The organism is Microbacterium sp. ZW T5_45 (assembly GCF_044987415.1).
In the GTDB taxonomy this organism is placed as follows: Bacteria; Actinomycetota; Actinomycetes; order Actinomycetales; family Microbacteriaceae; genus Microbacterium.
Genome location: NZ_JBJDRJ010000040.1, coordinates 1 through 26096 on the forward strand (window position 1 = coordinate 1; position 26096 = coordinate 26096).

Below are 26096 nucleotides of genomic sequence, written 5' to 3' on the forward strand. Positions count from 1 at the left end.
GCTTGACTGCCGCGGAACGCTCTTCCATCGAATAGTGCTCACCCGCACGCCGCGCCCGCGGCCTATCTCGTTCGTTCATCAAAATCACCCGAGAACAAGACTCCACCAAAACCGGGTCACCCCAGTGGCGGTCGGTCTCACGAGAAGAGGTCGGTCTCAGCGGCGCCGACGGGCGAACGTCCGCTGCTGCAGGAGCGTCGATCGCGGCGACTCAGCGCTGGTCGGACGTGAGGCCGAGCAGCTCCAAAGGATGCGTCAGCCGCCACCAGGCGGTCGGCCCCTCGACGTCCTGCGCGAGCGACAGAGAACTCGTCGCCGAGTTCAGCGGGCCGGTGGTCGTCAGTTCGCCGACTGTGTCGCCCTCGTCGCGGCTCTCGCCCAGGTCGAACGAGAGCGCCGTGGTCGCGGTCGCAGCGTTCCACAGCACGACATCGGAGTCCGCATCCGTGACGATGTCGATGGGCTCGCCCCACAGCGTGTCGACCGTGCCGACGACAGTTCCGGCGGGAACGACCGGAAGCTGCGCCTGCAACGCAGCCTCCACCTGGGCGAACAGCGACCGAGTCGCCTCCAGCCGGGACTCGTTGTCGGCCTGAGTCAGCACCGCCGCGTACAACCGGACGGTCGTGTCGTCGACCGAGACGTTCTTCGCAGTGAGGAGGTTCCAGCTGTCGTAGAGCGTGCCGGTCTTCACCCCCACGACACCGGGATCGGCCAGCATCCCGTTCGTGTTGTTCACCACTCCGGCACCCGGCAGATCCACCGAGGGGGTGCCGACGATCTCCGCGAACACCGGATTCTGCATGGCGACTTCGGCCACCGCGACGAGCGCGTCGGGAGTCGCGGTGTTGCGTTCATCGAAACCGGAGGGCGTCATGATCGTGATGCCCTGGATCCCGCGGTCGCTCAGCCACTTCTCGGCGGCGGCCGCGAACGCGGCATCCGTTCCCCAGATGTCGCGCGTGAGGCGATCGATGTAGTTGTTGGCCGAACCGAGCAGCACGCCCTGCAGCATCTGATACTCGGTGAGCGATCCGTTCACCGGCACGTCGAGCGCCGACTGATCGCTGCGGAGATACGTCATGTACGACTGGCTGTCGGCGCGCGTGAACGAGTACGACTGACCCTGCTCACCCGGCGCAAGCGGTTGGCGATCGAGCACCATCATCGCGCTGATCACCTTCGTGATGCTCGCGATCGCCGACGCATCGACCGTCGACGACACCGTGCTCAGACCGGCGATACCCACCGCTGCGCTGCCTTGCGCGGGCCAGGTGATCTCGGCCGCCGGTGCGGCGACCGGCGTGACCTCCACCGACTGCACCGTCGGCGCGACCTCGTGCAGCGGCCAGAGCAGAGCGGCCCCGGCGTACGAAGCGACCAGGCCGACCAGCACGCCGACCGGCACCAGGAACCCCGCGCGCGCGACGGCCGGTTGCAGCCTCGCACCCGCCCAGAGAGAGGTGGCCGACGCTTCAGGTGCTGCGGCGTCGGTGTGATCGGCGACCTCGGTCGGGTCAACCCAGGTCAACGCCGTCGCGCCCGCGCCTTTCGGCGCCCAGCGCGCGGCGCGGGAACCGTCCGGCGTCATCAGCGCCTCGAGCTCGTCGTCCAGGTCATCGGCGTCTGTCGGCGCGTTCGGTGTGCCCGAGAAGTCGGAATCCGCCACGGATGCGGGGACTACGGATCCCAGGACGACGGATGCCGCCGGGACGGGGGTCGTCGCGGACACTCCCGACACGCCGACCAGACCGGCCTCGGTGCTCGACGGCGCGGCATCCGGGTGCGCGTGATCCGACGAGGCGGTACTCGACGGCGGCACGGCATCCGGCACCGGAGCAGCCGACGTCACACCACCGGTCACCACAGCATCCGCCCGCGAGTCGTCCGCTGACGCCGCGGCGTCGACCGACAGGAGCCCGCCATCCGACGCGCCCGACGGCGCCTCGACGGCGTCGTCGGCCGCGGGCGCGGAGCCCTGCGGCAGGGTCGGATCGGGAGCGGTCACCTGATCACGGTACCGAACTCTCCTCTCAGAACCCCGTCGTGACGAGATGCGGACACAGGAGTGTCCGATCTCGGTAAGATCGTGAGCACAACCACGGGAGTCCGGCGAGCCGGGCTGAGAGGGAGCGAATCGCGCTTCGACCGTCGAACCTGATCCGGATCATGCCGGCGCAGGGAGGAGTTCAGATGAGTACGTCCACGTCCGCATCCACCGCGAAGGCGTCCGCCGCCACCGCCCGCTCGCCGTGGCGCTGGCGCGTCGTCGACATCGTCGTCGCCGCTGTCCTCGGCGTCGCGATCGGCCTCGTCTTCTGGGGCTGGAACACGATCGGCTACGCCTGGTTCACCGCGGCCGACGGCCTGACCCCCGGCCTCGGCGGTATCGCCGTGGGCATCTGGCTGCTCGGTGGTGTCGTCGGCGGTCTGGTGATCCGCAAGCCCGGTGCGGCGCTCGTCGTCGAGCTCGTCGCCGCGATCGTGTCGATGCTCATCGGCAACGTGTGGGGCGTCTCGACCGTGCTCTCGGGCATCGTGCAGGGCCTCGGCGCCGAGCTGATCTTCGCGCTGTTCCTCTACCGTCGATTCGGCCTCCCTACGGCCGCTCTCGCAGGTGTCGGCGCGGCCGCCGCCGCCTGGGTATTCGAGTTCTTCTACGGCAGCTCGCCGAACATCCTCAAGTCGCTCGAGTTCAACGCGATCTACCTCGGCACGCTCATCGTGTCTGGCGCGATCCTCGCGGGCGTCGTCGGCTGGCTGCTCGTCCGCGCCCTCGCCGCGAGCGGCGCGCTCAGCCGGTTCGCGGCCGGTCGAGAACACCTCCGCGAGGTCTGACGTGGCGTCCGCCATCCCGGCTCGCGTGCAGGCGGCGGGCTGGGGGTGGCGCTACGCCGGTCGAAAGCTCCCCGCCGTCAGCGACGTCACCTTCACGATCGAGCCCGGCGAGCGCGTGCTGCTGCTCGGCGCCTCGGGAGCAGGCAAGTCCACGCTGCTCGCCGGCCTCGCCGGGGTGCTCGGCGATGAAGACGAGGGCGTGCGCTCCGGCGCGCTGCTGATCGACGAAGCATCACCCGAGGCGAGTCGCGGCCGCGTCGGCCTCGTGTTGCAGGACCCGGATGCCGGAATCGTGCTGTCGAAGGTCGGCGACGACGTCGCGTTCGGATGCGAGAACCTCGGCGTCCCGGCATCCGGCATCCCCTCCCGAGTGACCGCCGCGCTCGAGGCGGTCGGACTCGACGTGCCGCTCGACCGGCCGACGGCGGCGCTCTCGGGTGGACAGAAGCAGAGGCTCGTCCTCGCCGGCGCGCTCGCGATGCGACCGGGGCTGCTGCTGCTCGACGAGCCCACCGCGAACCTCGATCCCGAGGGCGTGCGCGAGGTGCGCGCGAGTGTGGAGAGTGCGGTGGATGAGACCGGCGCCACGCTCGTCGTCGTCGAGCACCGCACCCCCGTCTGGGCCGACCTCATGACGCGGGTGATCGTGCTCGCGGCCGATGGCGGGCTGCTTGCCGACGGGGATCCCTCGCGGGTGTTCGCAGAGCACGGGCGAGCCCTGGCGGAAGCCGGGGTGTGGGTCCCGGGGGCGGAGATCGATCTGCCGGTGCTCGGCGACGTCGACCGCGCCGATCTGCTGTCGGCGAGCGGCCTGGCGATCGCCCGCGACCCGCGCGCCATCGTGCAGTCGGGCCTCGAGGTGCACGTGCCGCGCGCGAGCGCGACGGTCATCACCGGCCCGAACGGCGTGGGCAAGTCGACCCTGGCGCTCACACTCGCCGGGCTCATCCCCGAGCAGTCGGGGCAGGTCTCCGCGGCCCCCGAGCTCGCCGGGCGTCGCGGCATCCGCCCGTTCCGCTGGAGCTCACGCGAGCTGCTCACCCGGATCGGCACCGTCTTCCAGGAGCCGGAGCACCAGTTCCTCACACGAACCCTGCGTGACGAGCTCGCCGTCGGACCGCGCGCGCTCGGCTGGGATCGGGCGCGAACGGATGCCGTTGTCGACGACCTTCTCGACCGGTTGGGTCTCGCACCTCTCGCGCTCGCGAACCCCTTCACTCTGTCGGGCGGGCAGAAGCGTCGGCTCTCGGTCGCCACCGTGCTCGCCGCCTCGCCCGAGGTGATCGTGCTCGACGAACCCACGTTCGGACAGGACAGGCGCGGATGGATCTCGCTCGTCGCGCTGCTGCAGGAGGAGATCATGCGCGGGCGGGCGGTGATCGCCGTCACGCACGACGACGCCGTCATCAGACACCTCGGCGGGCACCGCATCGAGCTCGCAGCGAGCGGCATCCGATGAGGGCGTGGCTCGGCGGGGTGAATCCCGTGACGAAGATCGTCCTCGCGCTGCTGCTGTCGGTGCCCCTGTTCGCCTCGATCGATGTCGTCAGCGCGGTCGCGGCCATCGCGCTGCAGCTGCTGTGCCTTCCGCTCACCGGGCTACGGCTCGTGACGGTGCTGAAACGCCTCGCCCCGATCGCGCTGTTCGCCCCGATCGCCGGCCTCAGCATGCTGCTGTACGCGGAGCCCGGCGGGCGGCTCTACTGGACCTTCGGCTTCGCCGCCATCAGCGACGACTCGATCGGCCTTGCCATCGCGGTGAGCCTGCGCGTGATCGCACTCGGGCTGCCGACGATCCTGCTGTTCGGGCGGACGGATCCCACACAGCTGGCGGATGCTCTCGCGCAGGTCGCGAAGATGCCCAGCCGGTTCGTGCTCGGCATCCTCGCCGGCACCCGGATGCTGGGGCTGTTCCTCGACGACTGGCGCACCATGGCACTCGCACGTCGGGCACGCGGAGTCGGGGATCGCGGCGCGGTGCGGAGGTTCTTCTCGATGGCGTTCGTGCTTCTCGTGTTCGCCGTGCGTCGCGGCACGAAACTGGCGATGGCGATGGAGGCGCGCGGGTTCGGTTCCGACATCCCTCGCACCTGGTCGCGGCCGTCGCGGCTGCACGCACGCGACGGGGTGGCGCTGCTGGGCGGCGTCGCGATCATGGCACTTGCGCTCGCTGCTGCGGTGCTCGCGGGCACCTTCCGCTTCGTCTGGAGTTGAAGCCGGGCCGGTTCCGCCTTCAGAACTCCGGAGAAATGATGCGGATCGAGCCGAGCCGGGGTGATCTCGGGCGGGAGATCTCCGGAGTTCTGAGGTCACGCGTCAGAGCAGCTCGCGCAGCGCCGCCTCCAACACCGCGGCATGAGTGTGCACAGGGTCGTGCGCGGCGTAGACGAGCGTGACGACCGGATGGTGTCGCAGCTCGGTGGCCAGTTCGCGCAGTGCCGTCGCGGACTGTCCGGCGAGCTGTGCCCGATAACGATCCGCATACAGGCCCCAGTCGCTTTCCGGTGCCGTATGCCAGTCGCGTCGCAACTCGGACGAAGGCGCTGTCTCCTTCGCCCAGAGGTCGATCGCGGCACGCTCCTTCGAGACGCCTCGGGGCCAGAGCCGGTCGACGAGAACGCGGAAGCCGTCATCCTCGGAGACGGTGTCGTAGGCTCGCTTGCGACGCAGGTCCATGAGTGTCAGCCAACACCTTTCGATGTGCCGCCGCCACCGGCGAAGTTGACACTTGGATTCACCTAGACTGGTACTGCGTTTCACGATTCGCGACGTTCGAGGGAGAACTCATGCAGATCGCAGGGCAGGGTGCGCTCATCACGGGCGGCGCCTCAGGACTCGGGCTGGCGACGGCCCGTCGACTGGTCGCCGCGGGTGGCCACGTCACGATCGTGGATCTGCCCTCCTCCCAGGGCGCGGAGATCGCGGAAGAACTCGGCGGGCTGTTCGTCCCGGCCGACGTCACGAGCGTCGACGAGGTCCACGACGCCGTGGCCGCTGCTCAGGCCGCGGCGCCACTGCGCATCGTCGTGAACTGCGCCGGCATCGCACCGCCCGCCAAGGTGCTCGATCGCGAGGGCAACCCGGCGGTGCTCGCCGACTTCGAGCGCATCATCCGGATCAACCTCGTCGGCACCTTCAACGTGCTGTCGCAGGCCGCCGCCGTCATCGCCAAGAACGATCAGACCGAATCGGACGACCGCGGCGTCATCATCAACACCGCCAGCGTCGCCGCGTTCGACGGCCAGATCGGCCAGCCGGCATACTCCGCGTCGAAGGGCGGGGTGCACGCGATGACGCTTCCCGTCGCACGGGAGCTCGCACGCCACGGCATCCGGGTCTGCACGATCGCGCCCGGCATCATGGAGACCCCCATGCTCATGGGGCTGCCGCAGGCCGCGCAGGACTCGCTCGGGCAGCAGGTGCCGTTCCCCTCGCGCCTCGGGCGTCCTGACGAGTACGCGGCGCTCGCGCAGCACATCGTCGAGAACCCGTACCTCAACGGTGAGACGATCCGACTCGACGGCGCGATCCGGATGGCGCCGAAGTGACCCCGCGACACAGCCTGAAGGAGGCCTCATGACACTGGCAGGCAAGACCATCCTCATGTCCGGCGGCAGCCGCGGCATCGGACTCGCGATCGCGCTGCGCGCAGCCCGTGACGGCGCGAACATCGCGCTGCTCGCCAAGACCGACACCCCGCATCCGAAGCTCGAGGGCACCGTGCACTCGGCGGCCGAGCAGATCCGTGAGGCCGGTGGTCAGGCGTTGCCGATCGTCGGCGACGTCCGCCTGGACGACGACATCACCGAGGCCGTGCTGAAAGCGCAGGGCGAGTTCGGCGGCATCGACATCGTGATCAACAACGCCAGCGTGATCGACCTCTCCCGATCGCTCGAGCTCGCCGCGAAGAAGTACGACCTCATGCAGGACGTCAACGTCCGCGGCACGTTCCTGCTGTCGCGCGCCGCCGTGCCGATCCTGAAGGATGCCGCGAACCCGCACATCCTCTCGCTCTCGCCGCCCCTGAACCTCAGCCCGAAATGGCTCGGCGCGCACACCGGCTACACGCTCGCGAAGTACGGCATGACGATGGCGACGCTGGGTCTGGCCGCCGAGTTCGCCGCCGACGGCATCGCCGCGAACACCCTGTGGCCGCGCACCACCATCGCGACCGCCGCGGTGCAGAACCTGCTCGGCGGGGATCGGGTGATGGCCGCGAGCCGCACACCAGAGATCTACGCGGATGCCGCCTACGCGGTGCTGACGAAGCCGGCGCGCGAGTACACGGGCCAGACGCTCATCGTCGAGGACGTGCTCGAAGTCGACGGCGTCACGGACTTCTCGGGGTACGCCGCAGTGCCGGGAACGCCCGACGACCGGCTGTTCCCCGACATCTTCCTGGACTGAGCGCCGGTCGCTTCCGGAACCGGCGCGTCACTTAGGGGGCCGCTGCGACGGATGCCGGACGTTTCGCGGCGCTCTCGTCCGGAAAGTGGCGTGTCGGCCCCCGAAGTGGTGACGCGGTGGGAGCCGACGAACCCGTGGCAGCGCACCATTTCGGGGGCCCGGGCGGCGGATGCCGGACGTTCTCGGCCTTCCGGTCCTGCAACTGGCGTGTCGGCCCCCGAAGTGGTGGTGCTGCGGGAGCGCCAGGAGACCCTGCCGGGTGCGGGTGCCGGTGCCGGGTGCCGCGTGCCCCGTGCCGCGGCGCCACGCGCCTCAGAACAGCAGGTAGACGGCGCCCACCACCGTCAGGGCGATGACGATGCGGTCGAACAGCTGCTGCGGCATCCGCTTGGCGACTCGCAGACCGACCAGCGCCCCGATGACGACGAGCGGCGCGAGCACGAGGTCCATGAGCAGTACATGCGCCTCGAAGAGCCCGAGGCCCGCGAGGAACGGGATCTTCACGAGGTTCACGATCGCGAAGAACCACGCCGAGGTGCCGAGGAAGACCTGCATCGGCGTGCGCGTCGCGAGGAAGTACATCGACATCACGGGACCGCCGGCGTTCGCGACCATCGTGGTGAAACCGCCGAGTGTGCCGTAGGCGGCCGCGACGACGACGCCCGACGCCTCCTTCTTCGACGCGCGGTAGCGCCGCCACAGCGTCACCGCGATCATCAGCAGGAGGATGACGCCGATCGCGCGCCGCACGACGCCGTCGCCCGCGAGCGCGAGGAACGCGTATCCCAGCAGCAGGCCGGCGACCACGGCGGGCGCGAGCCTCAGCAGCGTCGGCCAGTGCGCATGCCGACGGTAGGCGATCAGCGCGAAGACGTCGCCGACGATGAGGAGCAGCAGCATCGCCGCCGTCGATGTGCGCGCCGGCAGCACGGTCGCGAACAGCGCGATCGCGAGGATGCTGCCGCCGGGGAGCGCGGTCTTCGAGATGCCGATCGTGACGGCGGCCACAGCGAGCAGGGCCCACGCCCAGGGGAGCAGGTCGATCACGAGCGAGCGTCGATCTCGGCGACGATCTCGTCGTAGCCGCGTGCGGCGGCGAGATCCCGCGGCAGAACGCCGTCGCCGTCGCGGATCGTCACGTCGGCTCCTCCGGCGATGAGAGCGCGCACGACCTCGACGTAGGCATCCGATCCGTCGCCCAGCACGATCGCCTCGTGCAGGGCGGTCCAGTTCAGATCGTTGATGTGGTTAGGGTCGGCGCCGGCCTCGAGCAGGATCTCGACCGTCGCGAGCAGTCCGCGCTCGGATGCCGGGATCAGCGCGGTGCCGCCGAACCGGTTCGTGCTCGCCAGGTCGGCGCCGTTCTCCAGTGTCAGCCGGAGGATCTCGTCATGTCCGCGGGCACCCGCGTAGAGGTACGCCGAATCCTGGATGTCGTCCTTCGCGTTGACGTCGGCACCGGCCTCGATGAGCACGCGCGCCGCCGCGAGGTGGTTCTGCTTCGTCGCGGTGACGAGCGCGGTCATGCCGCCCTCGCCGCGTGCCTCGAGATCGGCGCCGGCGTCGATGGCGGTGCGCACGGCGTCGGCGTCGCCGGCGCGTGCCGCCGAGAGCAGGTCACGGGTGGCGGGGGACATGGATTCCTCTGCGGTGGGTGCGGGTGGGAGCGTGGATGCGAGCGGTTGCGTGCTCGTGGCGGTGGTCGTCGCGTCGGGGGAGGGGGCGCATGCAGCGAGGGTCAGCGCGCCGAGCGCGAGGGCCGTGGCCGGCAGCATCCGTCGGTGTCGCATAGAGGGTCAGAACGTGCCCGGTGTCCAGTGGTCGATCACGCGCTTGGACTCGGCGAGCCCGAGACGGGACTGCTCGCGCACCAGCTTGATCGCCTCGATCGGACGGCCGGCGGCGAGCAGGGAATCGATCTCGGCGGCGACGGATGCCGGGAGCGAGGCACGGAAGGACGCGGGATCCTGCGGCTGAACCGCCGGAACGATCGGCACCGCCGTCGTGCCGGGTGCCCATCGATCGATGCGGTCCTTCGCATCGGCGAGCCGGGTGCCCGTCGCGTCGCGGTAGACCTTGATGGCCTCGATCTTCTTCCCCGCGGCGAGCAGGCGATCGACCTCGGCTGAGGCGTCGGGGCCGATCGGGACTTCGATGCGCGGGGCGGCCGGAGCGCTGCTCCGTCGTGCGGAGCTCCTCGTCGCGACGACACCGACGAGCACGAGCAGCACGACGATCACGATCGCGATGATGACGAGGGTCTCCATCCGGCCAGTCTACGAGCGGACAGTGTTCGCGTAGCCAGCCGTTTCCCACCGGGCACCGCGTACCCTGGAACCTATGACCGATACTCCCCGCACGCGCCCGACGCGACCGGCAGCCGCGTCCCAGCTGGGAGGCATTCGCGAGACGAAGACTCCGCAGGTGCGCCCCCGCACCGAGGGCTGGACGCAGCAGAAGGACGCCGAAGGCCGCCCGCTGCTGCAGTTCGCGAGCCCCAAGCGCGGCAAGCCGCCGGTGCACCTCGCCGACCTCACGCCTGCCGAGCGCATCGAGAAGGTGAAGGAGCTGGGCCTTCCCGGGTTCCGCGCCAAGCAGCTCGCGACCCACTACTTCACGCACTACACCTCCGATGCCGCGCAGATGACCGACCTCCCGGCCGGCATCCGCGACGATCTCGTCGCCGGCATGCTGCCGCCGCTGCTGACCGAGGTGCGACGCCTCGAGACCGACCGCGGCGACACGATCAAGTTCCTGTGGCGTCTGCACGACGGAGCCCTCGTCGAGTCGGTGCTCATGCGCTACCCGGGCCGCATCACGCTGTGCGTCTCGTCGCAGGCCGGCTGCGGCATGAACTGTCCGTTCTGCGCCACCGGCCAGGCGGGGCTCACGCGCAACATGTCGACGGCCGAGATCGTCGACCAGATCGTGCGGGCGAATCGCCTCATCGCTGAGGGCGGGCTCGGCGGCAAGAAGGCCGACGACCATTCCATGGAGCGCGTGTCGAACATCGTGTTCATGGGCATGGGCGAGCCGCTCGCCAACTACAAGCGGGTGATGGATGCCGTGCGCATCATGGTCGCCAAGCAGCCGGAGGGGCTCGGCATGAGCGCCCGCGGCATCACGGTGTCGACCGTCGGTCTCGTCCCCGCGATCAAGAAGCTCGCCGAAGAGAACATCCCGGTGACGTTCGCGCTGTCGCTGCACGCCCCTGACGATCATCTGCGCGACGAGCTCATCCCGGTGAACTCGCGGTGGAAGGTCGACGAGGCGCTCGACGCGGCCTACAACTACTACGAGAAGACCGGTCGCCGCGTGTCGATCGAGTACGCGCTGATCAAGGACATGAACGATCATGCGTGGCGCGCCGACCTGCTGGCGGAGAAGCTGAACCAGCGGGGGCGCGGCTGGGTGCACGTGAACCCGATCCCGCTGAACCCGACGCCCGAGTCGGTCTGGACCTCGTCCGAGAAGGACGTGCAGGACGAGTTCGTCCGCCGCCTCAACGACGCCGGCATCCCGACGACCCTGCGCGACACCCGCGGCAAGGAGATCGACGGCGCCTGCGGGCAGCTGGTCGCGACCACCGAGGACGAGGCCGCGGCGGCGTCGCTCGCCTGAGAAGCCCGTGCTTCGGGCGCTCGGCGCTCTTGGGCCCTCGTGCCTTCGGTGGACGTCCACGCCCCCGCTGATTCACGCGAATCAGCGGGGGCGTCGGCGTTCAGCGGGGGCGTCGGCGGAGAACCGGAGCGGGTTCTGGGGTGCGGTTGGTTCTGCCACGCGCGTGGTCTGCGGGTGGTCAGCGCGCCGCAACGAGCGGTGCGGATGCCGGCCGTCCGGCGCGATCCCGGATGCCGTCGCGCTCACCGAGCTTCGCCGCGCTGGCGAGCCACGACTCGATGCGTTCGGGGCTCGCGGTCTTGACCCCCAGCATCCGATGTGTGCTGACCGAGCGGACGCCGCAGAAGCGGAGCGTGTTGCGGGCGACCTGCGCCTGCGCCGGCAGGCCCGTGAAGGGTGCGGCGTACCAGGGCGTGTCTGCGAGCAGCAGCAGTCGGCCGCGCCGCGCAGGCAGAAGCCCGATCGGCAGGCCGCGGGGCGAGTAGCGGTACTCCTGCTGCGGAAGCAGTGCCCGATCGAAGAAGCCCTTCAGCAGCGCGGGGACCGATCCCCACCACAGCGGCGTGACGACGACCACGGTGTCGGCCTCGGCGAGTGCGGCCTTCGCGTCGACGAGATCGGGCTCGAGGATCATGCGTCGGTGGTACCCGAAGCGCAGGTGGGGGTCGAAGTCGAGGTCGCGCAGCGCGAGCACGCGGGCGTCGCCGTGCGCGTCGGCGTAGCGCTGCGCGATCGACGTGGTGAGCGATTCTGCGAAGGGGTGGCCATCGATCACGAGAGCGGTCATTCCGAATTCCAATCTTGACAGTGTCACTTAGCTGGACAGTGTCAAGATAGGAGAGGATGTTGCGCATGTCAAGTTCGAAGAGCGGCTACCACCACGGCGATCTCGCCCGCGCTCTGGAGGATGCCGCGATGCAGCTGCTCGAGCGGATGCCGGCGGCGGACATCAGTCTTCGAGAGGTTGCACGCGCCGCGAATGTGAGCCACAACGCGCCGTATCACCACTTCTCGGATCGGCTCGGACTGCTCAAGGCGATCGCCGAACGCAGCATGGCGGAGTTGCTCGCGGCGGTCACCGCGGCCGTTGATGGAGCCCGCACGCCTCGCGCAGCCCTCATCGACGCGGGTGCGGCGTACATCCGCTTCGCGGTCGAGCATCCGCACGCCTTCGATGCCGTGTACGACCCGACCGTGTGCGTCCCCGGTGCACCGACGGCGACCATGGCCCCGCTGATCGACGCACTCGAGCGGGTGCTCGCCGAGGGGGCGGCATCCGTGGGACTCGACGCTGCGACCGACCCGCTCTCGCTCTGGTCGCTGATCCACGGCCTGGGGACTCTCGCCGCCGCCGGTCACTTCGCGCTCGACGACGCCCTCGTCGCGCACGAGGCCGCGGTGGATCGGCTGCTCGCCTCCGTCGGCTGAGGCCTCGTCGAGTTCACGTGCATTCGGCGAGTGCATGGGACGTTCGCGTCGGGATGCCGTGCACTCGACAGCAACCTGTGCACTCGGCGACGAACGGAACACGACAGGCGACGCAGAGGGAACCTGGACGCCGCTCAAAGCTCCCGTCCACGGGACGCACAGGCGGGATTCCGTACCGTAGACGGATGCCCTACTCCGCTCACCGACCTGGTCGCTACGACTCGCAGGGTCGGATCATCCTCGACGGCGAGCCCGACGCCGTGACCGAGGACCTCGAGTTCCTGCGCGAGTTCGAGCCCACGGGATCGCCCGCGACGGAGCCCACGACCTCGGCCGCGCCGCGCGACGACACGATCCCAGAGGCGGATGCCGCAGCACAGCCCGCGCCACGGATGAAGGCCCCGAAGCCGCCGCGCGTCCCGCGCGAGAAGAAGCCCCGCGTGCCCGGTTCGCGCCTGCGCACCCTGGCGATCCTCGGCGGCGCCGAGGGGCAGATCCTCGATCGCGTGCCTGGCGAGACCCCGCGATTCGTGCAGATGTTCTTCGTCCTCGCCGGCACCGCCCTGGTCTCGGCGATCTCGATGCTCTTCGCCCTCACCACCGGCGTGCGGGCCGCGATCTGGCTCGCCGTGCCGCTCGCGATCGTGTGGGCGCTCATCATCTTCAACCTCGACCGGTTCCTCACCTCGACCATGGCGTCGACGAAGAACGTCTGGCGGCTGATCGGTCTCGGGATCCCCCGCGTGGTGATGGCTGCGATCATCGGCTTCGTGGTCGCCGAGCCGCTCGTGCTGCAGATCTTCCACAACGACATCGCACGCGAGGTCGCCTCCACGAACATCACCCAGTCGCAGTCCGACCAGGAGGCGCTCGAGTCCGGCCCCGAGAAGATCGCTCTCGATGCGGCATCCGCTCGCCTCGCCGAACTCCAGAACCAGGCCGCGACCGGCATCGTCGCCGGCACCGACTCGGCGTCGGCGAGCGAATCGGCCGCGCAGGCGACCGTCGACGACCTCACGGCCAAGATGACCGATCAGCAGGCCGTGATCGATCAGGCCCGCATCCTGTACCAGTGCGAGCTGACCGGCGAGGGCGCAGGCACCGTCCCCGGGTGCACCGGGGTGAACGGCGAGGGCGCGAGCTCGGATGCCGCCCAGGCTCAGCTCGCCGAGGCGCAGCAGACCTACGACGCGCTCGCGGCTCAGTTGCGCACCGCGAACGACGAGCTCGCCGCGGCCAGCACCTCGGCCAAGGAGAACACCGCGACGTCGGAGGCGCAGAACCGCACCGAGGCGCAGGCCCAGCTGCCCGCTGCGCAGACCACGTACGACTCCGCGCTCGCCGCGTACAACGCCAGGGCGGATGCCGTCGCCCAGGGCAATGCTGGCGCCGTCGGTCTGCTCAGTCAGATCAGCGGCCTGAACCGGCTGGCCGAGAAGGAGCCCACGATCTTCTGGGCGCACTGGCTCATCGCCGCGCTGTTCTTCATGATCGAGCTGCTGCCGGTGATCGTGAAGGTGCTCACCTCCTACGGCGAGCCCACCCTCTACGAGCGTGCCGCGGCCATCCGCAAGCAGGTCGCTCTCGACCGGGTGACCGCCGACGGCTTCCGCGATCGCGCGGACATCGTGGTGGCGCAGTCGCAGGCGATACACGAGACCGCTCAGCAGCCGGAACCGGACGCCGCAGCTGCGGCACCGCAGACCCGGGCGGATCGCCGAGAGGAGCGCGCGCTGCCGGCCCAGGTCTGATCGGATTCCCCTCCCGTTTCAGGCCCGCTCGCTGCGGCGAGTCGCCGTGCCGCCGACCCGGTGCGTCGCCGGTGCCCGCACTCGGAGGATGTCCAGCCAACGCCCCTACGGTGACCGGATGACCTCCCGGCGCCCTGCGATCACCGTGTCCGTCATCGGCGTCCTCGCCGTCGTGCTGTATGCGACGCTCGGGGCGGTGCAGATCCTCGTGCTCAACCCGCTGGCTGCAGTGCCGGGGAAGAGCATCGCGGAGATCCGTGCGGGGATGAGCGAGGCAGGTGAGGTCATCGACACCGGGATGGTGCTCGGGATCTTCGGACTCGGCGTCCTGATCGCGCTCGGCGTGGCCGCTCTCGCGATCAAGGATGCTGCGCCCGCGCGGCTGACAGTGCTCCTGTACTGCGCCGTGCTCGTGATGGGTGCGCCCGCCTACTTCATCGCCTCGTTCGGTCCGGGGATGAGCCTCGCCGACGCCTACGGCATCAGTGGTGGCGACTACTCCCCGTGGGCGCGGCCGCTCTACGTCGCCAGTCTCTTCGCTCTCGGTACGGCGATCACCCTCGCGGTGACGTTCGCCTGGTCGCCGCGCCCCGCGGCATCCGCTCCCGCTCCCGCGAAACGAACGTGACGGCATCCGCTCGTCTTCGCCCTTTTCCGGCCCCGATGCCCGCCCCGCCCGGTAGCGTTTTCTCATGGTCAACTATCGCTATCTCGGCAACAGCGGTCTCAAGGTCTCTGAGATCACCTTCGGCAACTGGGTCACCCACGCTTCGCAGGTCGGCGACGACGCCGCCGTCAAGACGGTGCACGCGGCGCTCGACGCCGGAATCACCACATTCGACACCGCCGACACCTACGCCAACACCGCGGCAGAGGTCGTGCTCGGCGACGCGCTGAAGGGCCAGCGCCGCGAAGGGCTCGAGATCTTCACGAAGGTGTACTTCCCGACCGGCCCCAAGGGTCCGAACGACACCGGGCTCAGCCGCAAGCACATCCTCGAGTCGATCAACGGCTCGCTGAAGCGTCTCGGCACCGACTACGTCGACCTCTACCAGGCGCACCGGTTCGACTACGAGACCCCGTTGGAGGAGACGTTCCAGGCGTTCGCCGATCTCGTCCGTCAGGGCAAGGTGCTGTACATCGGCGTCTCCGAGTGGACGGCCGAGCAGTTGCGTGAGGGGCACGCGCTCGCGAAGCAGCTGGGAATCCAGCTCATCTCGAACCAGCCGCAGTACTCGATGCTGCACCGCGTGATCGAGGGCAAGGTCGTGCCGGCATCCGAAGATCTGGGCATCTCGCAGATCGTCTGGTCGCCGATGGCGCAGGGCGTGCTGAGCGGCAAGTACCTGCCCGGCCAGCCGGTGCCCGCGGGCTCGCGTGCGACCGACGAGAAGAGCGGCGCCGTGTTCATCAAGCGCTTCCTCACCGATGACACGCTCACCGCCGTGCAGCGTCTGAAGCCGATCGCCGAGCAGGCGGGCCTCACGATGCCGCAGCTCGCGATCGCCTGGGTGCTGCAGAACCCGAACGTCGCCGCCGCCCTGATCGGCGCTTCGCGCCCCGAGCAGCTCGCCGACACGGTCAAGGCCTCGGGCGTCACGCTCGACGCCGACACGCTCGCCGCGATCGACATGGCTCTCGGCGACGTGGTCAACCGCGACGCGGACGACACCTACTCGGTGTCGCCGAAGGCCCGCCTGGTCTGAGGTCCGCCCGGAAGGATGCTCCTGCTCGGGTTCGGGCAGGAGCATCCTTGCTAGGGTGGCGCCGTGCGATGGCTTGCGGACGAGGCGGGTGGTTCACGCCGTGTTCCGCCCTCTCCGGGGATACCCCGGGGTACGCAGACTGATCAGGAACGACCGCCGCAGGCGCGCCACTGCGCTCCGCGCAGCTCTGCGCCCGCACTGATGGACGAGTCGTCCGCGAGCCGTCGCACGCTCTCGCCTGGCCCCGCTCGGGGCGCGCAGACGCTCGGCTCACGATGACGGCGACGTCGGCCGGCGCCCGAGTGCTCGCCCGAACGCCGCGTGCTCGGCCATCGGACGTCGCGGATGCCTTGGCCGACGCCTTCCTCGCGGCCGACGAGTGGTCGCCACGGGCGCTGACAGACGCAGGGGCGTACGTCCTCGGGGCGCGCCGCCGGTGGCTCGCACCTCTCGTCCACAGCATCCTGCGCGAGTTCGTCCGCGCCCCTGTCGATGCTCCACGACTGCTGTCCTCGAGGATCCAGGATGCGCCCGCGTTCACAGACGCCATGCGAAAGGCGCGAGAACGAGGCGCGGCGGTCACGATCGCCCACCGTCCTGCAACGTCTGCGCGGTCGCGGGAGCCGCTCGGAGGTCTGCCTCGAATCGATGACCTCGCAGGACTGGCGGCACTGCTCGATCTCGCCACCGGCGAACTCGATTGGTTCGCCGACACGAAGCACTGGAACCGCCGCGCACCGGCGGGCCCGCTGCACCTCTACCGCTACGAGTGGAGAGTGCGGCAGGGGCGCGTTCCACGGTTGCTGGAGGTGCCGGAGAAGCGGCTGCGCCGTGCGCAACGGGGGCTGCTGGAGCGCGTTCTCGGCCTGATCCCGAACCACGACGCCGCGCACGGGTTCATCCCCGGGCGGAGCGCGATCACCGGAGCGGCGCGCCACGCCGGCTCCGACGTCGTCGTCTGCCTCGATCTCACGACGTTCTTCGCGAGGGTGACCGCGGGGCGGGTCTACGGCGCACTGCGGCAGGCCGGATACTCCGAGCCCGTCGCCCACGCCGTGACGGGCGTGTGCACGAATGCCGTGCCTCCGCGCGTGCTCGCCGCCATGCCCGCCGGCGGGTCGTCGGGCGAGCGCTTCGCGCTGCGCCGGGCACTCGCGGCCCCGCACCTCCCGCAGGGTGCGCCCTCGTCGCCTATGCTCGCGAATCTCGCCATCCGGCGCCTCGACTCCCGGCTGGCCGGGTGGGCGTCGGGCGTCGGCGCCGTCTACACGCGGTACGCGGACGACCTCGCCTTCAGCGGTGGGCGATCGCTGGCCCGGCGACCGGATGCCTTCGTCCGCGGTGTGCAGCGGATCGTCGAGGACGAGGGGCACTCGCTGAGCATCGCGAAGACACGGATCCGGCGCAGCGGCGTCCGGCAGACCGTCACCGGGATCGTGGTGAACCAGCACGTCAACATCTCGCGAGCCGAGTACGACCGGCTGAAGGCGACGATCCACAACTGCGTGACCCACGGCCCGGCGACGCAGAACCATTCCGGGGTCGGCGACTTCCGTGCCCATCTGCTCGGGCGCATCTCCTGGGTGGAGAGCGTGAATCCCGACCGGGGTCGAAAGCTCCGGGAGGAGTTCCTGAGCATCCGCTGGTGAGGGCAGCAGTGTCGGGCGGATCTCTCCGGCGCGCCGAGGCCCCGTCCGCCGCGTCAGTCGAGGGTGATGTCGACCTGGATCTCGGTCGCGAGCCGCTCGAGATCCGCGCGCAGCGCGTCGAGATCGACGGATGCCGGAACCCGAGCGCTGACGGATGCCTGGAACAGGCGGCCGCCGGCCATCGCGGCGTCGCGGGTCTCGGTGGCGAGTTCGTCGATGCTGAGCGCATGGGCGCTCAGCACGGTCGAGACCTCGCGGACGATGCCGGGTCGGTCGTTGCCGAGGATCTGGATGTCGAGCAGGCGGCCCTCGGGCTCCGCAGCATCCGCTCCGGTGCGCACCGCGACCGTGAGCAGCCCGTCGAGCGCGCTCAGCGCTGTCTCGAGCTCGGTGGTCCTGGCAGGGTCCACCGAGACCTCGATGACGCCGGCGAAGGTGCCGGCGAGCTCGGCGAGAGAGCTGTTCTCCCAGTTGCCACCGTGGGCGTCGACGACATCGGCGACGGCGGCGACGAGGCCGGGACGGTCTGCACCCGCGACGGTGAGGATCAGAGTAGTCATGGCGACAGCGTAGTCAGTGCTCACTCGACCCAGTCGCCGCTCTCGAGGAACCGCTCGATGCGGGCGCGGTGCGGCGCGAGGTCCCAGCCCTGCGCGGCGACCCACTCGTCGGAGTAGTACGTTCCGGCGTAGCGGAGGCCGCTGTCGCAGATCAGCGTCACCACGCTGCCGGTCTCGCCGGCGGCGCGCATGCGTGCGATCAACTGGAACGCGCCGTACAGGTTCGTGCCGGTCGACCCGCCGGCCAGGTGCATCGTGCGCTCGCGCAGCAGGCGGATCGCAGCGATCGATCCGGCATCCGGCACGCGGATCATCTCGTCGATCACGCTCGGCACGAACGACGGCTCGACCCGTGGCCGACCGATTCCCTCGATGCGGCTCGGGCGCCCGGCCGGAGCATCCGGAGTGCCGGCCCATCCGTCGTAGAACGCCGAACCCTCCGGGTCGACGACCGCGACCTGCGTCTCGTGCCGCCGGTACTTCACGTAGCGTCCGAAGGTCGCGCTGGTGCCGCCGGTACCGGCGCCGACGACGATCCAGCGGGGGATCGGATGCCGTTCCCGCGACAGCTGACTGAACACGCTCTCGGCGATGTTGTTGTTGCCGCGCCAGTCGGTCGCGCGTTCGGCGAACGTGAACTGGTCGAGGTAGTGCCCGCGGCAGTCGGAGGCCAGCCGCCGCGCCTCGGGCGACATGTCCTCGGCGCGCTCCACGAAGTGGCAGGTGCCGCCGTAGAACTCGATGAGGTCGATCTTCTCCTGGCTCGTCGAGCGCGGCACGACGGTGATGAACCTCAGCCCGAGCATGCGGGCGAAGTAGGCCTCCGACACGGCGGTCGATCCGCTCGACGACTCGACGAGCACGGTGTCCTCGTGGATGCGTCCGTTCACGAGCCCGTAGAGGATCAGTGAGCGCGCGAGTCGATGCTTGAGCGAGCCGGTCGGATGCACCGACTCGTCCTTGAGGTACAGGTCGATACCCCACTCCGCCGGCAGCGGGAACACGTGCAGGTGGGTGTCGGCGCTGCGGTTCGCGTCGGCTTCCAGCAGGGCGATCGCATCGCTGGTCCAAGAGGTCATCGATCGAGCGTATCGCCGGGTCAGCCTTCGGCCCAGCCTCCTTCGCCGGTCTCCCCGTCGTACGTGAACACGCCGCGGTCGGTCGTCATGCGGATGTCGTCTCCGAGCGGCTGCTGAGCGAGCAGGCGTTCCTCGAGCATCGCGACGCGCTGCGTGTATTCGTCGGCCTGCTCGGCCGTGATGCCCCAGATCGTCGCGACCTTCATATCGGCGACGAAGAAGAGGAACGCCGACAGCGCGGTGCGATTGAACTCCGTGTCGGGGATCTGCTGCCACAGCTCACCCGAGTCGCGCAGCTGCAGGTACTTCGCCTTGGTGTCGTCGAGCAGCTGAGCGAGCTCCTCGCCGGCCTGGGCGTCGACATCCGAGTCCGACGGATCGTCGAAAGGGTTGTCGGTCGGATCGTCGCTCGGGTCGTCGAAAGGGTCGGACGATGTCGACGGGATGCCGCTCGGCAGCGCCACCGGATCGGGTACGGCACGCAGGATCAGCGAGAACAGCATCACGACCCCGATGATCGAGAGCACCAGGAAACCGCCGACCGTGCCGAGCACGATCCAGAGCGTCCGGTTCGAACCGGTCGACGAAGGAGGTGCGGATGCCGGGTAGGCGGGGTTGCCGGCGTATGCGCCGGATGCCGGGTAGCCGGCGTTCGCGTAGGGCGGCAGTCGAGCGGCCGCCCGCGCCTGCGGGGATGCCGGGCCCTGCGGGTAGCCGGGCGCCAGCCCGAAAGGCGGCGCCGGTGCGTAGTCCGGTGCCTGCGGGGAGGCCGGTGCCTGTGCAGGGGCATCCGGCACTCCGCTCAGAGGCGGTGCGAGCGGAACCCCGTGCTGCGACGGCAGCGCCGATACCGAAGGATCGTAGGTCGGCGGGGCGACGACGGGCTCCGGCGCAGCGACGGCATCGGGGGCCGGGACTCCGCTCGGGTTCGGGTCGCGGTCGTCGCTCATGCTGTGCCCTCCCCGGCATCCGTCGGCTGATCGATGGTCGTACCAGGCTAATCCGCGGCAGGATGAACGGCCGCTTCTCGCACCTCGCGGTCGTCAGCGGGCGACGCGATCCAGGTGGGCGAGCCCGCCCGCCACGGCTGCGGCGGTGACGGCATCCGATCCGGGGTAGTCGGCGTGGCCGGCCGGGAGCACCTCGAGCTCGAGATCAGCGGCGGCGGCGGCGACCGCGAACTGGCCCTGGGGTGGAACGTACGGGTCCCACAGCGCGGCCTCGATGCGCACCGGGATCTCGGCGAAGCCGATCGCCGTCGAGGCATCGAAGAGCCGCAGCACCTCCCGTGCCTCGGGGTGGGCGGCGACGTGCGCGCGCACGGTCTCGCCGCTGCCCAGGCACTCGACGGCGAGGCGCTCATCGTACTGGCCGAAGCTCGGCACGATCAGCGTCGCTCCGCGGAACCGCTCATCCCATGGCAGCGCGAGCGCGCCGACGCCGCCGCCGAAGCTCTCGCCGACGTAGTACAGCGGCAGCTCGCCGGCGAGGGCGATGAGAGCATCCGCCGCCTGCCAGAGGTCGCGCGCGCACAGTCCCAGCGCGTATCGCTCTGGGTCGTCGATCCCGGCGAGCACGTGCTCGGGCACCTCCGACGGAGCCCCGACTCCCGAGTTCAGAATGCCGAGGCCGCGCGCGACCGGGAAGATCGCGGCCGCGTCGACCGGAACGCGGGTGAGGTCGATCGCGTCCCGGCCGCCGTAGCCGTGCCCGTGCACGACGCCCACCGCCGCCGATCGCCCCGCCTCCGGAGAGACGACCCACGCGCGCAGCCGGATGCCGTCGACGCCGGAGTACTCGACGAGCGAGACCTCTCGGCGGTTCTGGGTGTCGGCGGACAGCACCTCCGGAGCCGCGTCGACGGCTCTCGCCTCGGCACGCCATCTGCGCCAGGTGTCGGCGAATCCGGGGCGTGGTGGGATGGGGCGGACCTGCCGGAGCTGTGCGGGGGTGCGTCCGTAGCTGCCATCGAAGGCTGCATCCGGGAACCAGGAGTCATAGGGTGCGCGGAAGGCCATAGGCAGGAATTCTCCCACGAGCGGCGGTCGGCGACGGGCTGTGCGGAGGAGATCAGCGGTGCGGAGGTCGGTCTCACCGGATTCGGCCCTCCGACGTGCAGATCTCCTCCGTTCCGCAGGCGCGGGGCGGGCATGAAACGGAGAGGGCGCCGGTCAGCCGGCGCGGCGCGCGCGATAGGCGGCGACCGCATTGCGGTTCGCGCAGGTCGTGGAGCAGTACCGCTTCGAGCGATTGCGCGAGAGATCCAGGGCGAGAGCCTGGCACGTGTCGTCGGCGCAGACCGAGATGCGCGAGCCCTCATCGGCACGGATGACGTCGACCAGGGCCATCGCGGTCTCCACGAGCACCCGTTCGGCGAGCGGGCGATCGTCGTCCACCGCGTGCAGGTGCCAGTCGAGGTCGCCGTGCCGGGTGAGACGCGGCGTTACGGTGACGCCGGCGAGGGCACGGTTCACGTGCTCGGCCATGTCGTCACGCTCGGCGAGGAGCATGGCGCGGAGCTCCGGTCGCAGTGCCCTCAGCTGCTCGATCTCCGTGGTATCGCGGTCGAGCCGACCCGTGTAGGGGAACTCGAGGAGGAGCGCCGCCTCGTCGGCGGCATCCGTCAGGGTGTCGGGATCCTCCGCGCTGTTGACGAGCCATACGGCCGCGCGCAAGGCATCGGCCGTGTCATCGGTGAAAGGCATATTGACATCTTACATTCGTGCCGAGTAGCGTCACATCCCATGAGCAGGATGGCAAATGACGCGGGGGTGCGCCTCGGTCTTCCGCTCGCCATCGCCGCGGCCTTCGCGTTCGGCATGTCCGGCGCCTGGGCTCGTGGGCTCATCGATGCCGGGTGGACACCCGGCGCCGCGGTCACCGTGCGGGTCTGGGTCGCAGCCCTGGTGCTGCTGGCGCCGACGATCCTCGCGCTGCGCGGGCGCTGGGGGATGCTGCGCCGCAACCTCGGCATGATCGCCGCTTACGGCCTGCTCGCCGTGACGGCGACCCAGCTCTGCTACTTCCAGGCCGTCGCCGTCATGGACGTGGGCATCGCCCTGCTGATCGAGTACACCGCGCCGGTCGCCGTCATCCTCTGGCTCTGGCTGCGGCGGGGGGAGCGTCCGAGCGGGCGCAGCATCCTCGGCGCGATCGTCGCGTTCATCGGGCTCGTCCTCATGCTCGATGTCGTCACCGGAGCGAGCATGAACGTCCCGGGCGTGCTCTGGGCGCTGGGCGCGATGGTCGGCGCTGCAACGTACTTCGTGTTGTCGGCGAAGGCTGACACGGGTCTGCCGCCGATCGTGCTCGCCGGCGCCGGCCTGCTGATGGGAGCCCTGGGGCTCACGATCGCCGGCGCGGTAGGAGTGCTGCCGCTCGCATGGACGACCGCGGACATCTCGTACCGATTCGGAACAGTGCCGTGGTTCGTGCCGGTGCTCGCGATGGGGGTGATCGCGACGGCCGTCGCCTACCTGCTCGGCATCGCCTCGACCCGGATGCTGGGCTCGAGGGTGGCCTCGTTCGTCGCGCTCGCCGAGGTCGTGGCCGCCCTGTTGTTCGGCTGGTTGCTGCTCGGGCAGCTCCCCGGACTCCTGCAGGCGTTCGGCGGGGCGCTCGTGCTCGCGGGCGTCGTCATCGTGAAGCTCGGTGAGCCCGCGGCCGCTGAGGAGTTCGTCGAGCCCGTCCCTGAGAGGTGAGCCGGGAATCGATTTATGTATACGTAAGTCGGGGATTCTGAATATTCGATCCAACTTCTCTTGGTTTCTGTATACACTCGGAGCATGAGTCCCTCCGTCGAGCGCAGTACCGCGAGTGATCGGGCGTACGCGGAGCTGCTCGACGGGATCCAGTCCGGCGCTCTTCCCGCCGGCCTCGTGCTCGGCGAGGTCGAACAGGCCGCACGCCTCGGCATCAGCCGCACGCCGCTGCGCGAGGCCCTCCGCCGACTCGTCGCCGACGGGCTGGTCGTGCAGCAGTCGCCCCGGGTCACCGTCGTCGCGGCCCTGAATGCCGCCGACATCCGCGCGCTCTTCGAGATCCGCCGCGCACTGGAGGAGACCTCCGCCCGGCTCGCCGCCGTCCGCGGCGACGCCGAGCTCTTCGCGGCGCTCGCCGCGGAGTTCGCCCACGTCGACCTCGCCGCCCGCGAGGGCAGGGACGACTACTACGCGCTGATCGACCGCTTCGACGCCGCCCTGGACGACGCCGTCGACAACGACTACATCGCCTCGGCCCTGCGCACCGTGCGCACCCACCTCGTGCGGGTTCGGCGGATGGCGCGGGACAAGCCCGCCCGCCTCGCAGCGTCCGCTGCCGAGCACCGCACGATCGCCGAGGCGCTCGCCGCCCGCGACGGCGACCTCGCCGCCCACGCCACACACGTGCATCTGCACAACGCTCTCACCGGCATCCTCGAGACCCTCAACGAAGGACAGAAATGACCGTCACGCATCACGTCCGTGTCCACCGCAGCGAGGAGAACCTCGCCAGAGAGGACCAGCTCGCCTGGAAGATCGCCGAGGTCGCGGTCGACCCGGTCGACGTCGAGCCCGCCGTCGTCGACATGATCATCAACCGCCTGATCGACAACGCCGCGGTCGCCGCGGCATCCCTCACCCGTGCACCGATCAACGCGGCGCGTGCGCAGGCCTTCAGCCACCCCGTCTCGTCCGGCGGCGTCGGGGCGAACCTGTTCGGTGCGGCGCTCGACCACCGCACCAGTCCCGAGTGGGCGGCATGGGCGAACGGCGTGGCCGTGCGCGAGCTCGACTATCACGACACGTTCCTCGCTGCCGAGTACTCGCACCCCGGCGACAACATCCCGCCGATCCTCGCGGTGGCACAGCACGTGGGAGCCGACGGCCGAGCACTCGTGCGGGGCATCGCCACCGGCTACGAGATCCAGATGGACCTCGTGCGGGCGATCTGCCTGCACCGGCACAAGATCGACCACGTCGCGCACCTCGGCCCCTCGGCCGCCGCCGGCGTCGGCACGCTGCTCGGGCTCGACGTGGAGACCGTGTACCAGGCCGTCGGCCAGGCGCTGCACACCACCACGGCCACCCGCCAGAGCCGCAAGGGCGAGATCTCGACGTGGAAGGCGCACGCTCCGGCTTTCGCCGGCAAGATGGCCGTCGAAGCCGTCGACCGAGCCATGCGCGGCCAGACCTCGCCCAGCCCGATCTACGAGGGCGAGGACGGCGTGATCGCCTGGATGCTCGACGGCGAGGGCGCTGCGTACGAGGTGCCGCTGCCCGCCGCGGGAGAGCCCAAGCGTGCGATCCTCGACTCGTACACGAAGGAGCACTCGGCCGAGTACCAGGCACAGGCCTGGATCGATCTGGCCCGCAAGCTCGGCGCCGAGCATCCCGCCCTCCGTCTCGCTGCGCTCGCTCAGGGGCCGGCGGACAAGCGGATCGCATCGATCGTCCTGCACACCAGCCACCACACGCACTACGTGATCGGCTCCGGCGCCAACGACCCGCAGAAGTACGACCCGACGGCCTCCCGCGAGACGCTCGACCACTCGATCCCGTACATCTTCGCTGTCGCGCTGCAGGACGGCGGCTGGCACCACGTCGACTCGTACACCCCGGAGCGTGCCGCGCGACCCGACACGGTCGAACTCTGGCACAGGGTCACCACGGCCGAGGATGCCGAGTGGACGCGCCGCTACCACTCCGAGGATCCCGACGAGAAGGCCTTCGGCGGTCGCGTCGAGATCACCCTCGCCGACGGCTCGACCATCGTCGACGAGATCGCCGTCGCCGACGCGCACCCCCTGGGGGCGCGTCCGTTCGCGCGGGAGAACTACATCGCGAAGTTCCGCCTGCTCGCCGAGCCCGTGCTGGAGCCGACCGAGATCGAGCGGTTCCTCGAGCTCGTGCAGCGCCTGCCCGAGTTGACAGCGTCCGAGGTCGGCGAGCTGTCGATCGTCGCGAAGGCGGGCGTCCTCGAGGGCGCGGATGCTCCGAAGGGACTGTTCTGATGCGCCTCACCGCGTTTCGTCTCGCTGCGCTCGCTCAACGACCTTCCCCGGTCGTTGAGCGAGGAGCGAAGCGACGAGACGAAACGCGCCCGATCAAAAAGGAGAGCTGATGCTGTACTCCACCGTCACCCCGGCCGAGAAGCGGCGGCTGTTCCGCGAGCGGCTCGCGACCGGTGAGCTGCTGCGCTTTCCTGGTGCGTTCAACCCGCTGAGCGCCAGGCTCATCGCGCAGAAGGGCTTCGAGGGCGTCTACATATCCGGCGCCGTGCTCGCCGCCGACCTGGGACTCCCCGACATCGGACTCACGACGCTGACCGAGGTCGCGGGGCGTGCGAAGCAGATCGCGCGCATGACCGACCTTCCTGCCATCGTCGACGCCGACACCGGATTCGGCGAGCCGATGAACGTGGCGCGAACGATCCAGGAGCTCGAGGACGCGGGCCTCGCGGGCGCGCACATCGAGGACCAGGTCAATCCCAAGCGCTGCGGTCACCTCGACGGCAAGAGCGTCGTCGACGAGGACACCGCGATCAAGCGCATCCGCGCGGCGGCCGACGCGCGTCGTGACGAGAACTTCCTGATCATGGCGCGCACCGACATCCGGGCGATCGACGGGCTCGACGCTGCGATCGACCGCGCGAAGGCGCTGGTGGATGCCGGAGCCGACGCGATCTTCCCCGAGGCGATGCGCACGCTCGCCGAGTTCGAGGCTGTGGCGGATGCCGTCGACGTGCCGATCCTCGCCAACATGACCGAGTTCGGCAAGAGCGAGCTGTTCTCGACCGCACAGCTGCGCGACGCCGGCGTGAACATCGTCATCTGGCCGGTGTCGCTGCTGCGCATCGCAATGGGGGCAGCCGGCCGTGCGCTCGACACTCTCGACCACGAGGGCCACCTCACGTCCAAGCTCGGCGAGATGCAGCACCGGGCGGATCTGTACGACCTCATCGACTACGAGTCGTACACACGGTTCGACTCTGGGGTCTTCGACTTCACGGTCGAGCGGCCCTGACGGCCTCGTCTCGTCCCTGTGCTCCGGTTCCTGAGCGAGCGGAGCGAGACGAA

General features: G+C 69.9%; 26 protein-coding genes and 1 riboswitch. Of the genes, 15 read left to right on the top strand and 11 right to left on the bottom strand.

Features of this window, described 5'->3' with window-relative positions:
* Positions 1-211 precede the first annotated feature (211 nt).
* Complete coding sequence (locus tag ACI3KS_RS16370; RefSeq protein WP_404919606.1) at positions 212-2008, bottom strand: D-alanyl-D-alanine carboxypeptidase; 1797 nt, start codon at positions 2006-2008, stop codon at positions 212-214.
* A gap of 83 nt (positions 2009-2091) precedes the next feature.
* Positions 2092-2203: riboswitch (TPP riboswitch) on the top strand.
* On the opposite strand from ACI3KS_RS16370, the gene ACI3KS_RS16375 reads away from it, so the two are divergent.
* From ACI3KS_RS16375 to ACI3KS_RS16385, 3 genes are all read left to right on the top strand, one after another.
* Positions 2194-2838, top strand: a complete 645-nt coding sequence (locus tag ACI3KS_RS16375; protein ID WP_404919607.1) for an ECF transporter S component — start codon at positions 2194-2196, stop codon at positions 2836-2838. It overlaps the preceding riboswitch by 10 nt.
* A gap of 1 nt (position 2839) precedes the next feature.
* Complete coding sequence (locus ACI3KS_RS16380; RefSeq protein WP_404919608.1) at positions 2840-4297, top strand: ABC transporter ATP-binding protein; 1458 nt, start codon at positions 2840-2842, stop codon at positions 4295-4297.
* Positions 4294-5052, top strand: a complete 759-nt coding sequence (locus tag ACI3KS_RS16385; RefSeq protein ID WP_404919609.1) for an energy-coupling factor transporter transmembrane component T family protein — start codon at positions 4294-4296, stop codon at positions 5050-5052. Before ACI3KS_RS16380 ends, ACI3KS_RS16385 begins: the two co-directional genes overlap by 4 nt.
* A gap of 102 nt (positions 5053-5154) precedes the next feature.
* Here the strand turns inward: ACI3KS_RS16385 and ACI3KS_RS16390 are convergent, their stop codons facing one another.
* Positions 5155-5514 (bottom strand): DUF488 domain-containing protein, encoded by a 360-nt coding sequence (locus tag ACI3KS_RS16390; RefSeq protein WP_404919610.1) that lies wholly within the window; start codon positions 5512-5514, stop codon positions 5155-5157.
* A gap of 110 nt (positions 5515-5624) precedes the next feature.
* On the opposite strand from ACI3KS_RS16390, the gene ACI3KS_RS16395 reads away from it, so the two are divergent.
* Both ACI3KS_RS16395 and ACI3KS_RS16400 read left to right on the top strand, forming a co-directional pair.
* Positions 5625-6386 carry an SDR family NAD(P)-dependent oxidoreductase gene (locus ACI3KS_RS16395; RefSeq protein ID WP_404919611.1) on the top strand — a complete coding sequence of 254 codons (762 nt, stop codon included), beginning with the start codon at positions 5625-5627 and terminating at the stop codon, positions 6384-6386.
* A 28-nt stretch (positions 6387-6414) separates the two neighbouring features.
* Positions 6415-7245 (top strand): SDR family oxidoreductase, encoded by an 831-nt coding sequence (locus tag ACI3KS_RS16400; protein WP_404919612.1) that lies wholly within the window; start codon positions 6415-6417, stop codon positions 7243-7245.
* Positions 7246-7557: 312 nt separating this feature from the next.
* On the opposite strand, the gene ACI3KS_RS16405 is transcribed toward ACI3KS_RS16400, so the two are convergent.
* The 3 genes from ACI3KS_RS16405 to ACI3KS_RS16415 are packed head-to-tail and all read right to left on the bottom strand — an operon-like array spanning position 7558 to position 9512.
* Positions 7558-8292 (bottom strand): sulfite exporter TauE/SafE family protein, encoded by a 735-nt coding sequence (locus ACI3KS_RS16405; protein ID WP_404919613.1) that lies wholly within the window; start codon positions 8290-8292, stop codon positions 7558-7560.
* Positions 8289-9020, bottom strand: coding sequence for an ankyrin repeat domain-containing protein (locus tag ACI3KS_RS16410; RefSeq protein ID WP_404919614.1), 732 nt, complete (start codon positions 9018-9020; stop codon positions 8289-8291). Before ACI3KS_RS16410 ends, ACI3KS_RS16405 begins: the two co-directional genes overlap by 4 nt.
* Before the next feature lie 21 nt (positions 9021-9041).
* Complete coding sequence (locus ACI3KS_RS16415; protein WP_404919615.1) at positions 9042-9512, bottom strand: hypothetical protein; 471 nt, start codon at positions 9510-9512, stop codon at positions 9042-9044.
* 73 nt (positions 9513-9585) lie between these two features.
* On the opposite strand from ACI3KS_RS16415, the gene rlmN reads away from it, so the two are divergent.
* On the top strand, positions 9586-10866 hold the full coding sequence (gene rlmN / locus ACI3KS_RS16420) for a 23S rRNA (adenine(2503)-C(2))-methyltransferase RlmN (protein ID WP_404919616.1): 1281 nt from the start codon (positions 9586-9588) through the stop codon (positions 10864-10866).
* Positions 10867-11044: 178 nt separating this feature from the next.
* Here rlmN and ACI3KS_RS16425 read toward each other — a convergent pair whose 3' ends face one another.
* Positions 11045-11653 carry an NAD(P)H-dependent oxidoreductase gene (locus ACI3KS_RS16425; RefSeq protein ID WP_404919617.1) on the bottom strand — a complete coding sequence of 203 codons (609 nt, stop codon included), beginning with the start codon at positions 11651-11653 and terminating at the stop codon, positions 11045-11047.
* A 65-nt stretch (positions 11654-11718) separates the two neighbouring features.
* Between ACI3KS_RS16425 and ACI3KS_RS16430 the strand changes: the two genes are divergently transcribed.
* The 5 genes from ACI3KS_RS16430 to ACI3KS_RS16450 all read left to right on the top strand — a co-directional run bounded on the left by ACI3KS_RS16430 (position 11719) and on the right by ACI3KS_RS16450 (position 17400).
* Complete coding sequence (locus ACI3KS_RS16430; RefSeq protein WP_404919618.1) at positions 11719-12294, top strand: TetR/AcrR family transcriptional regulator; 576 nt, start codon at positions 11719-11721, stop codon at positions 12292-12294.
* Positions 12295-12479: 185 nt separating this feature from the next.
* On the top strand, positions 12480-14045 hold the full coding sequence (locus tag ACI3KS_RS16435; protein WP_404919619.1) for a DUF4407 domain-containing protein: 1566 nt from the start codon (positions 12480-12482) through the stop codon (positions 14043-14045).
* Positions 14046-14163: 118 nt separating this feature from the next.
* Complete coding sequence (locus ACI3KS_RS16440; RefSeq protein WP_404919620.1) at positions 14164-14673, top strand: hypothetical protein; 510 nt, start codon at positions 14164-14166, stop codon at positions 14671-14673.
* A 64-nt stretch (positions 14674-14737) separates the two neighbouring features.
* Positions 14738-15751: an aldo/keto reductase family protein gene (locus ACI3KS_RS16445; RefSeq protein WP_404919621.1), complete on the top strand. Its 1014-nt coding sequence runs from the start codon at positions 14738-14740 to the stop codon at positions 15749-15751.
* Positions 15752-16026: 275 nt separating this feature from the next.
* The gene (locus tag ACI3KS_RS16450; protein WP_404919622.1) at positions 16027-17400 is read left to right on the top strand and encodes a reverse transcriptase family protein; all 1374 of its coding nucleotides are present in this window, start codon (positions 16027-16029) and stop codon (positions 17398-17400) included.
* Between the two features lie 53 nt (positions 17401-17453).
* On the opposite strand, the gene ACI3KS_RS16455 is transcribed toward ACI3KS_RS16450, so the two are convergent.
* The 5 genes from ACI3KS_RS16455 to ACI3KS_RS16475 form a co-directional block, all read right to left on the bottom strand.
* A complete protein-coding gene (locus ACI3KS_RS16455; RefSeq protein ID WP_404919623.1) occupies positions 17454-17960 on the bottom strand; it encodes a glycine cleavage system protein R in 507 nt (168 codons plus the stop codon).
* 20 nt (positions 17961-17980) lie between these two features.
* Positions 17981-19039 carry a PLP-dependent cysteine synthase family protein gene (locus tag ACI3KS_RS16460; RefSeq protein WP_404919624.1) on the bottom strand — a complete coding sequence of 353 codons (1059 nt, stop codon included), beginning with the start codon at positions 19037-19039 and terminating at the stop codon, positions 17981-17983.
* Between the two features lie 20 nt (positions 19040-19059).
* Entirely contained in the window at positions 19060-19989 is a 930-nt protein-coding gene (locus tag ACI3KS_RS16465) for a hypothetical protein (protein WP_404919625.1), read from the bottom strand.
* A 93-nt stretch (positions 19990-20082) separates the two neighbouring features.
* Positions 20083-21057 carry an acetylxylan esterase gene (locus ACI3KS_RS16470; RefSeq protein ID WP_404919626.1) on the bottom strand — a complete coding sequence of 325 codons (975 nt, stop codon included), beginning with the start codon at positions 21055-21057 and terminating at the stop codon, positions 20083-20085.
* A gap of 153 nt (positions 21058-21210) precedes the next feature.
* A complete protein-coding gene (locus tag ACI3KS_RS16475; protein ID WP_404919627.1) occupies positions 21211-21744 on the bottom strand; it encodes a CGNR zinc finger domain-containing protein in 534 nt (177 codons plus the stop codon).
* A gap of 39 nt (positions 21745-21783) precedes the next feature.
* Here ACI3KS_RS16475 and ACI3KS_RS16480 point away from each other — a divergent pair, with 39 nt between their 5' ends.
* The 4 genes from ACI3KS_RS16480 to prpB all read left to right on the top strand — a co-directional run bounded on the left by ACI3KS_RS16480 (position 21784) and on the right by prpB (position 26043).
* Positions 21784-22740 carry an EamA family transporter gene (locus tag ACI3KS_RS16480; protein WP_404919628.1) on the top strand — a complete coding sequence of 319 codons (957 nt, stop codon included), beginning with the start codon at positions 21784-21786 and terminating at the stop codon, positions 22738-22740.
* 84 nt (positions 22741-22824) lie between these two features.
* Positions 22825-23484, top strand: coding sequence for a GntR family transcriptional regulator (locus tag ACI3KS_RS16485; RefSeq protein WP_404919629.1), 660 nt, complete (start codon positions 22825-22827; stop codon positions 23482-23484).
* Positions 23481-25031, top strand: a complete 1551-nt coding sequence (locus ACI3KS_RS16490; RefSeq protein WP_404919630.1) for an MmgE/PrpD family protein — start codon at positions 23481-23483, stop codon at positions 25029-25031. Before ACI3KS_RS16485 ends, ACI3KS_RS16490 begins: the two co-directional genes overlap by 4 nt.
* Positions 25032-25140: 109 nt before the next feature.
* Entirely contained in the window at positions 25141-26043 is a 903-nt protein-coding gene (gene prpB / locus ACI3KS_RS16495) for a methylisocitrate lyase (protein WP_404919631.1), read from the top strand.
* Positions 26044-26096 lie beyond the last annotated feature (53 nt).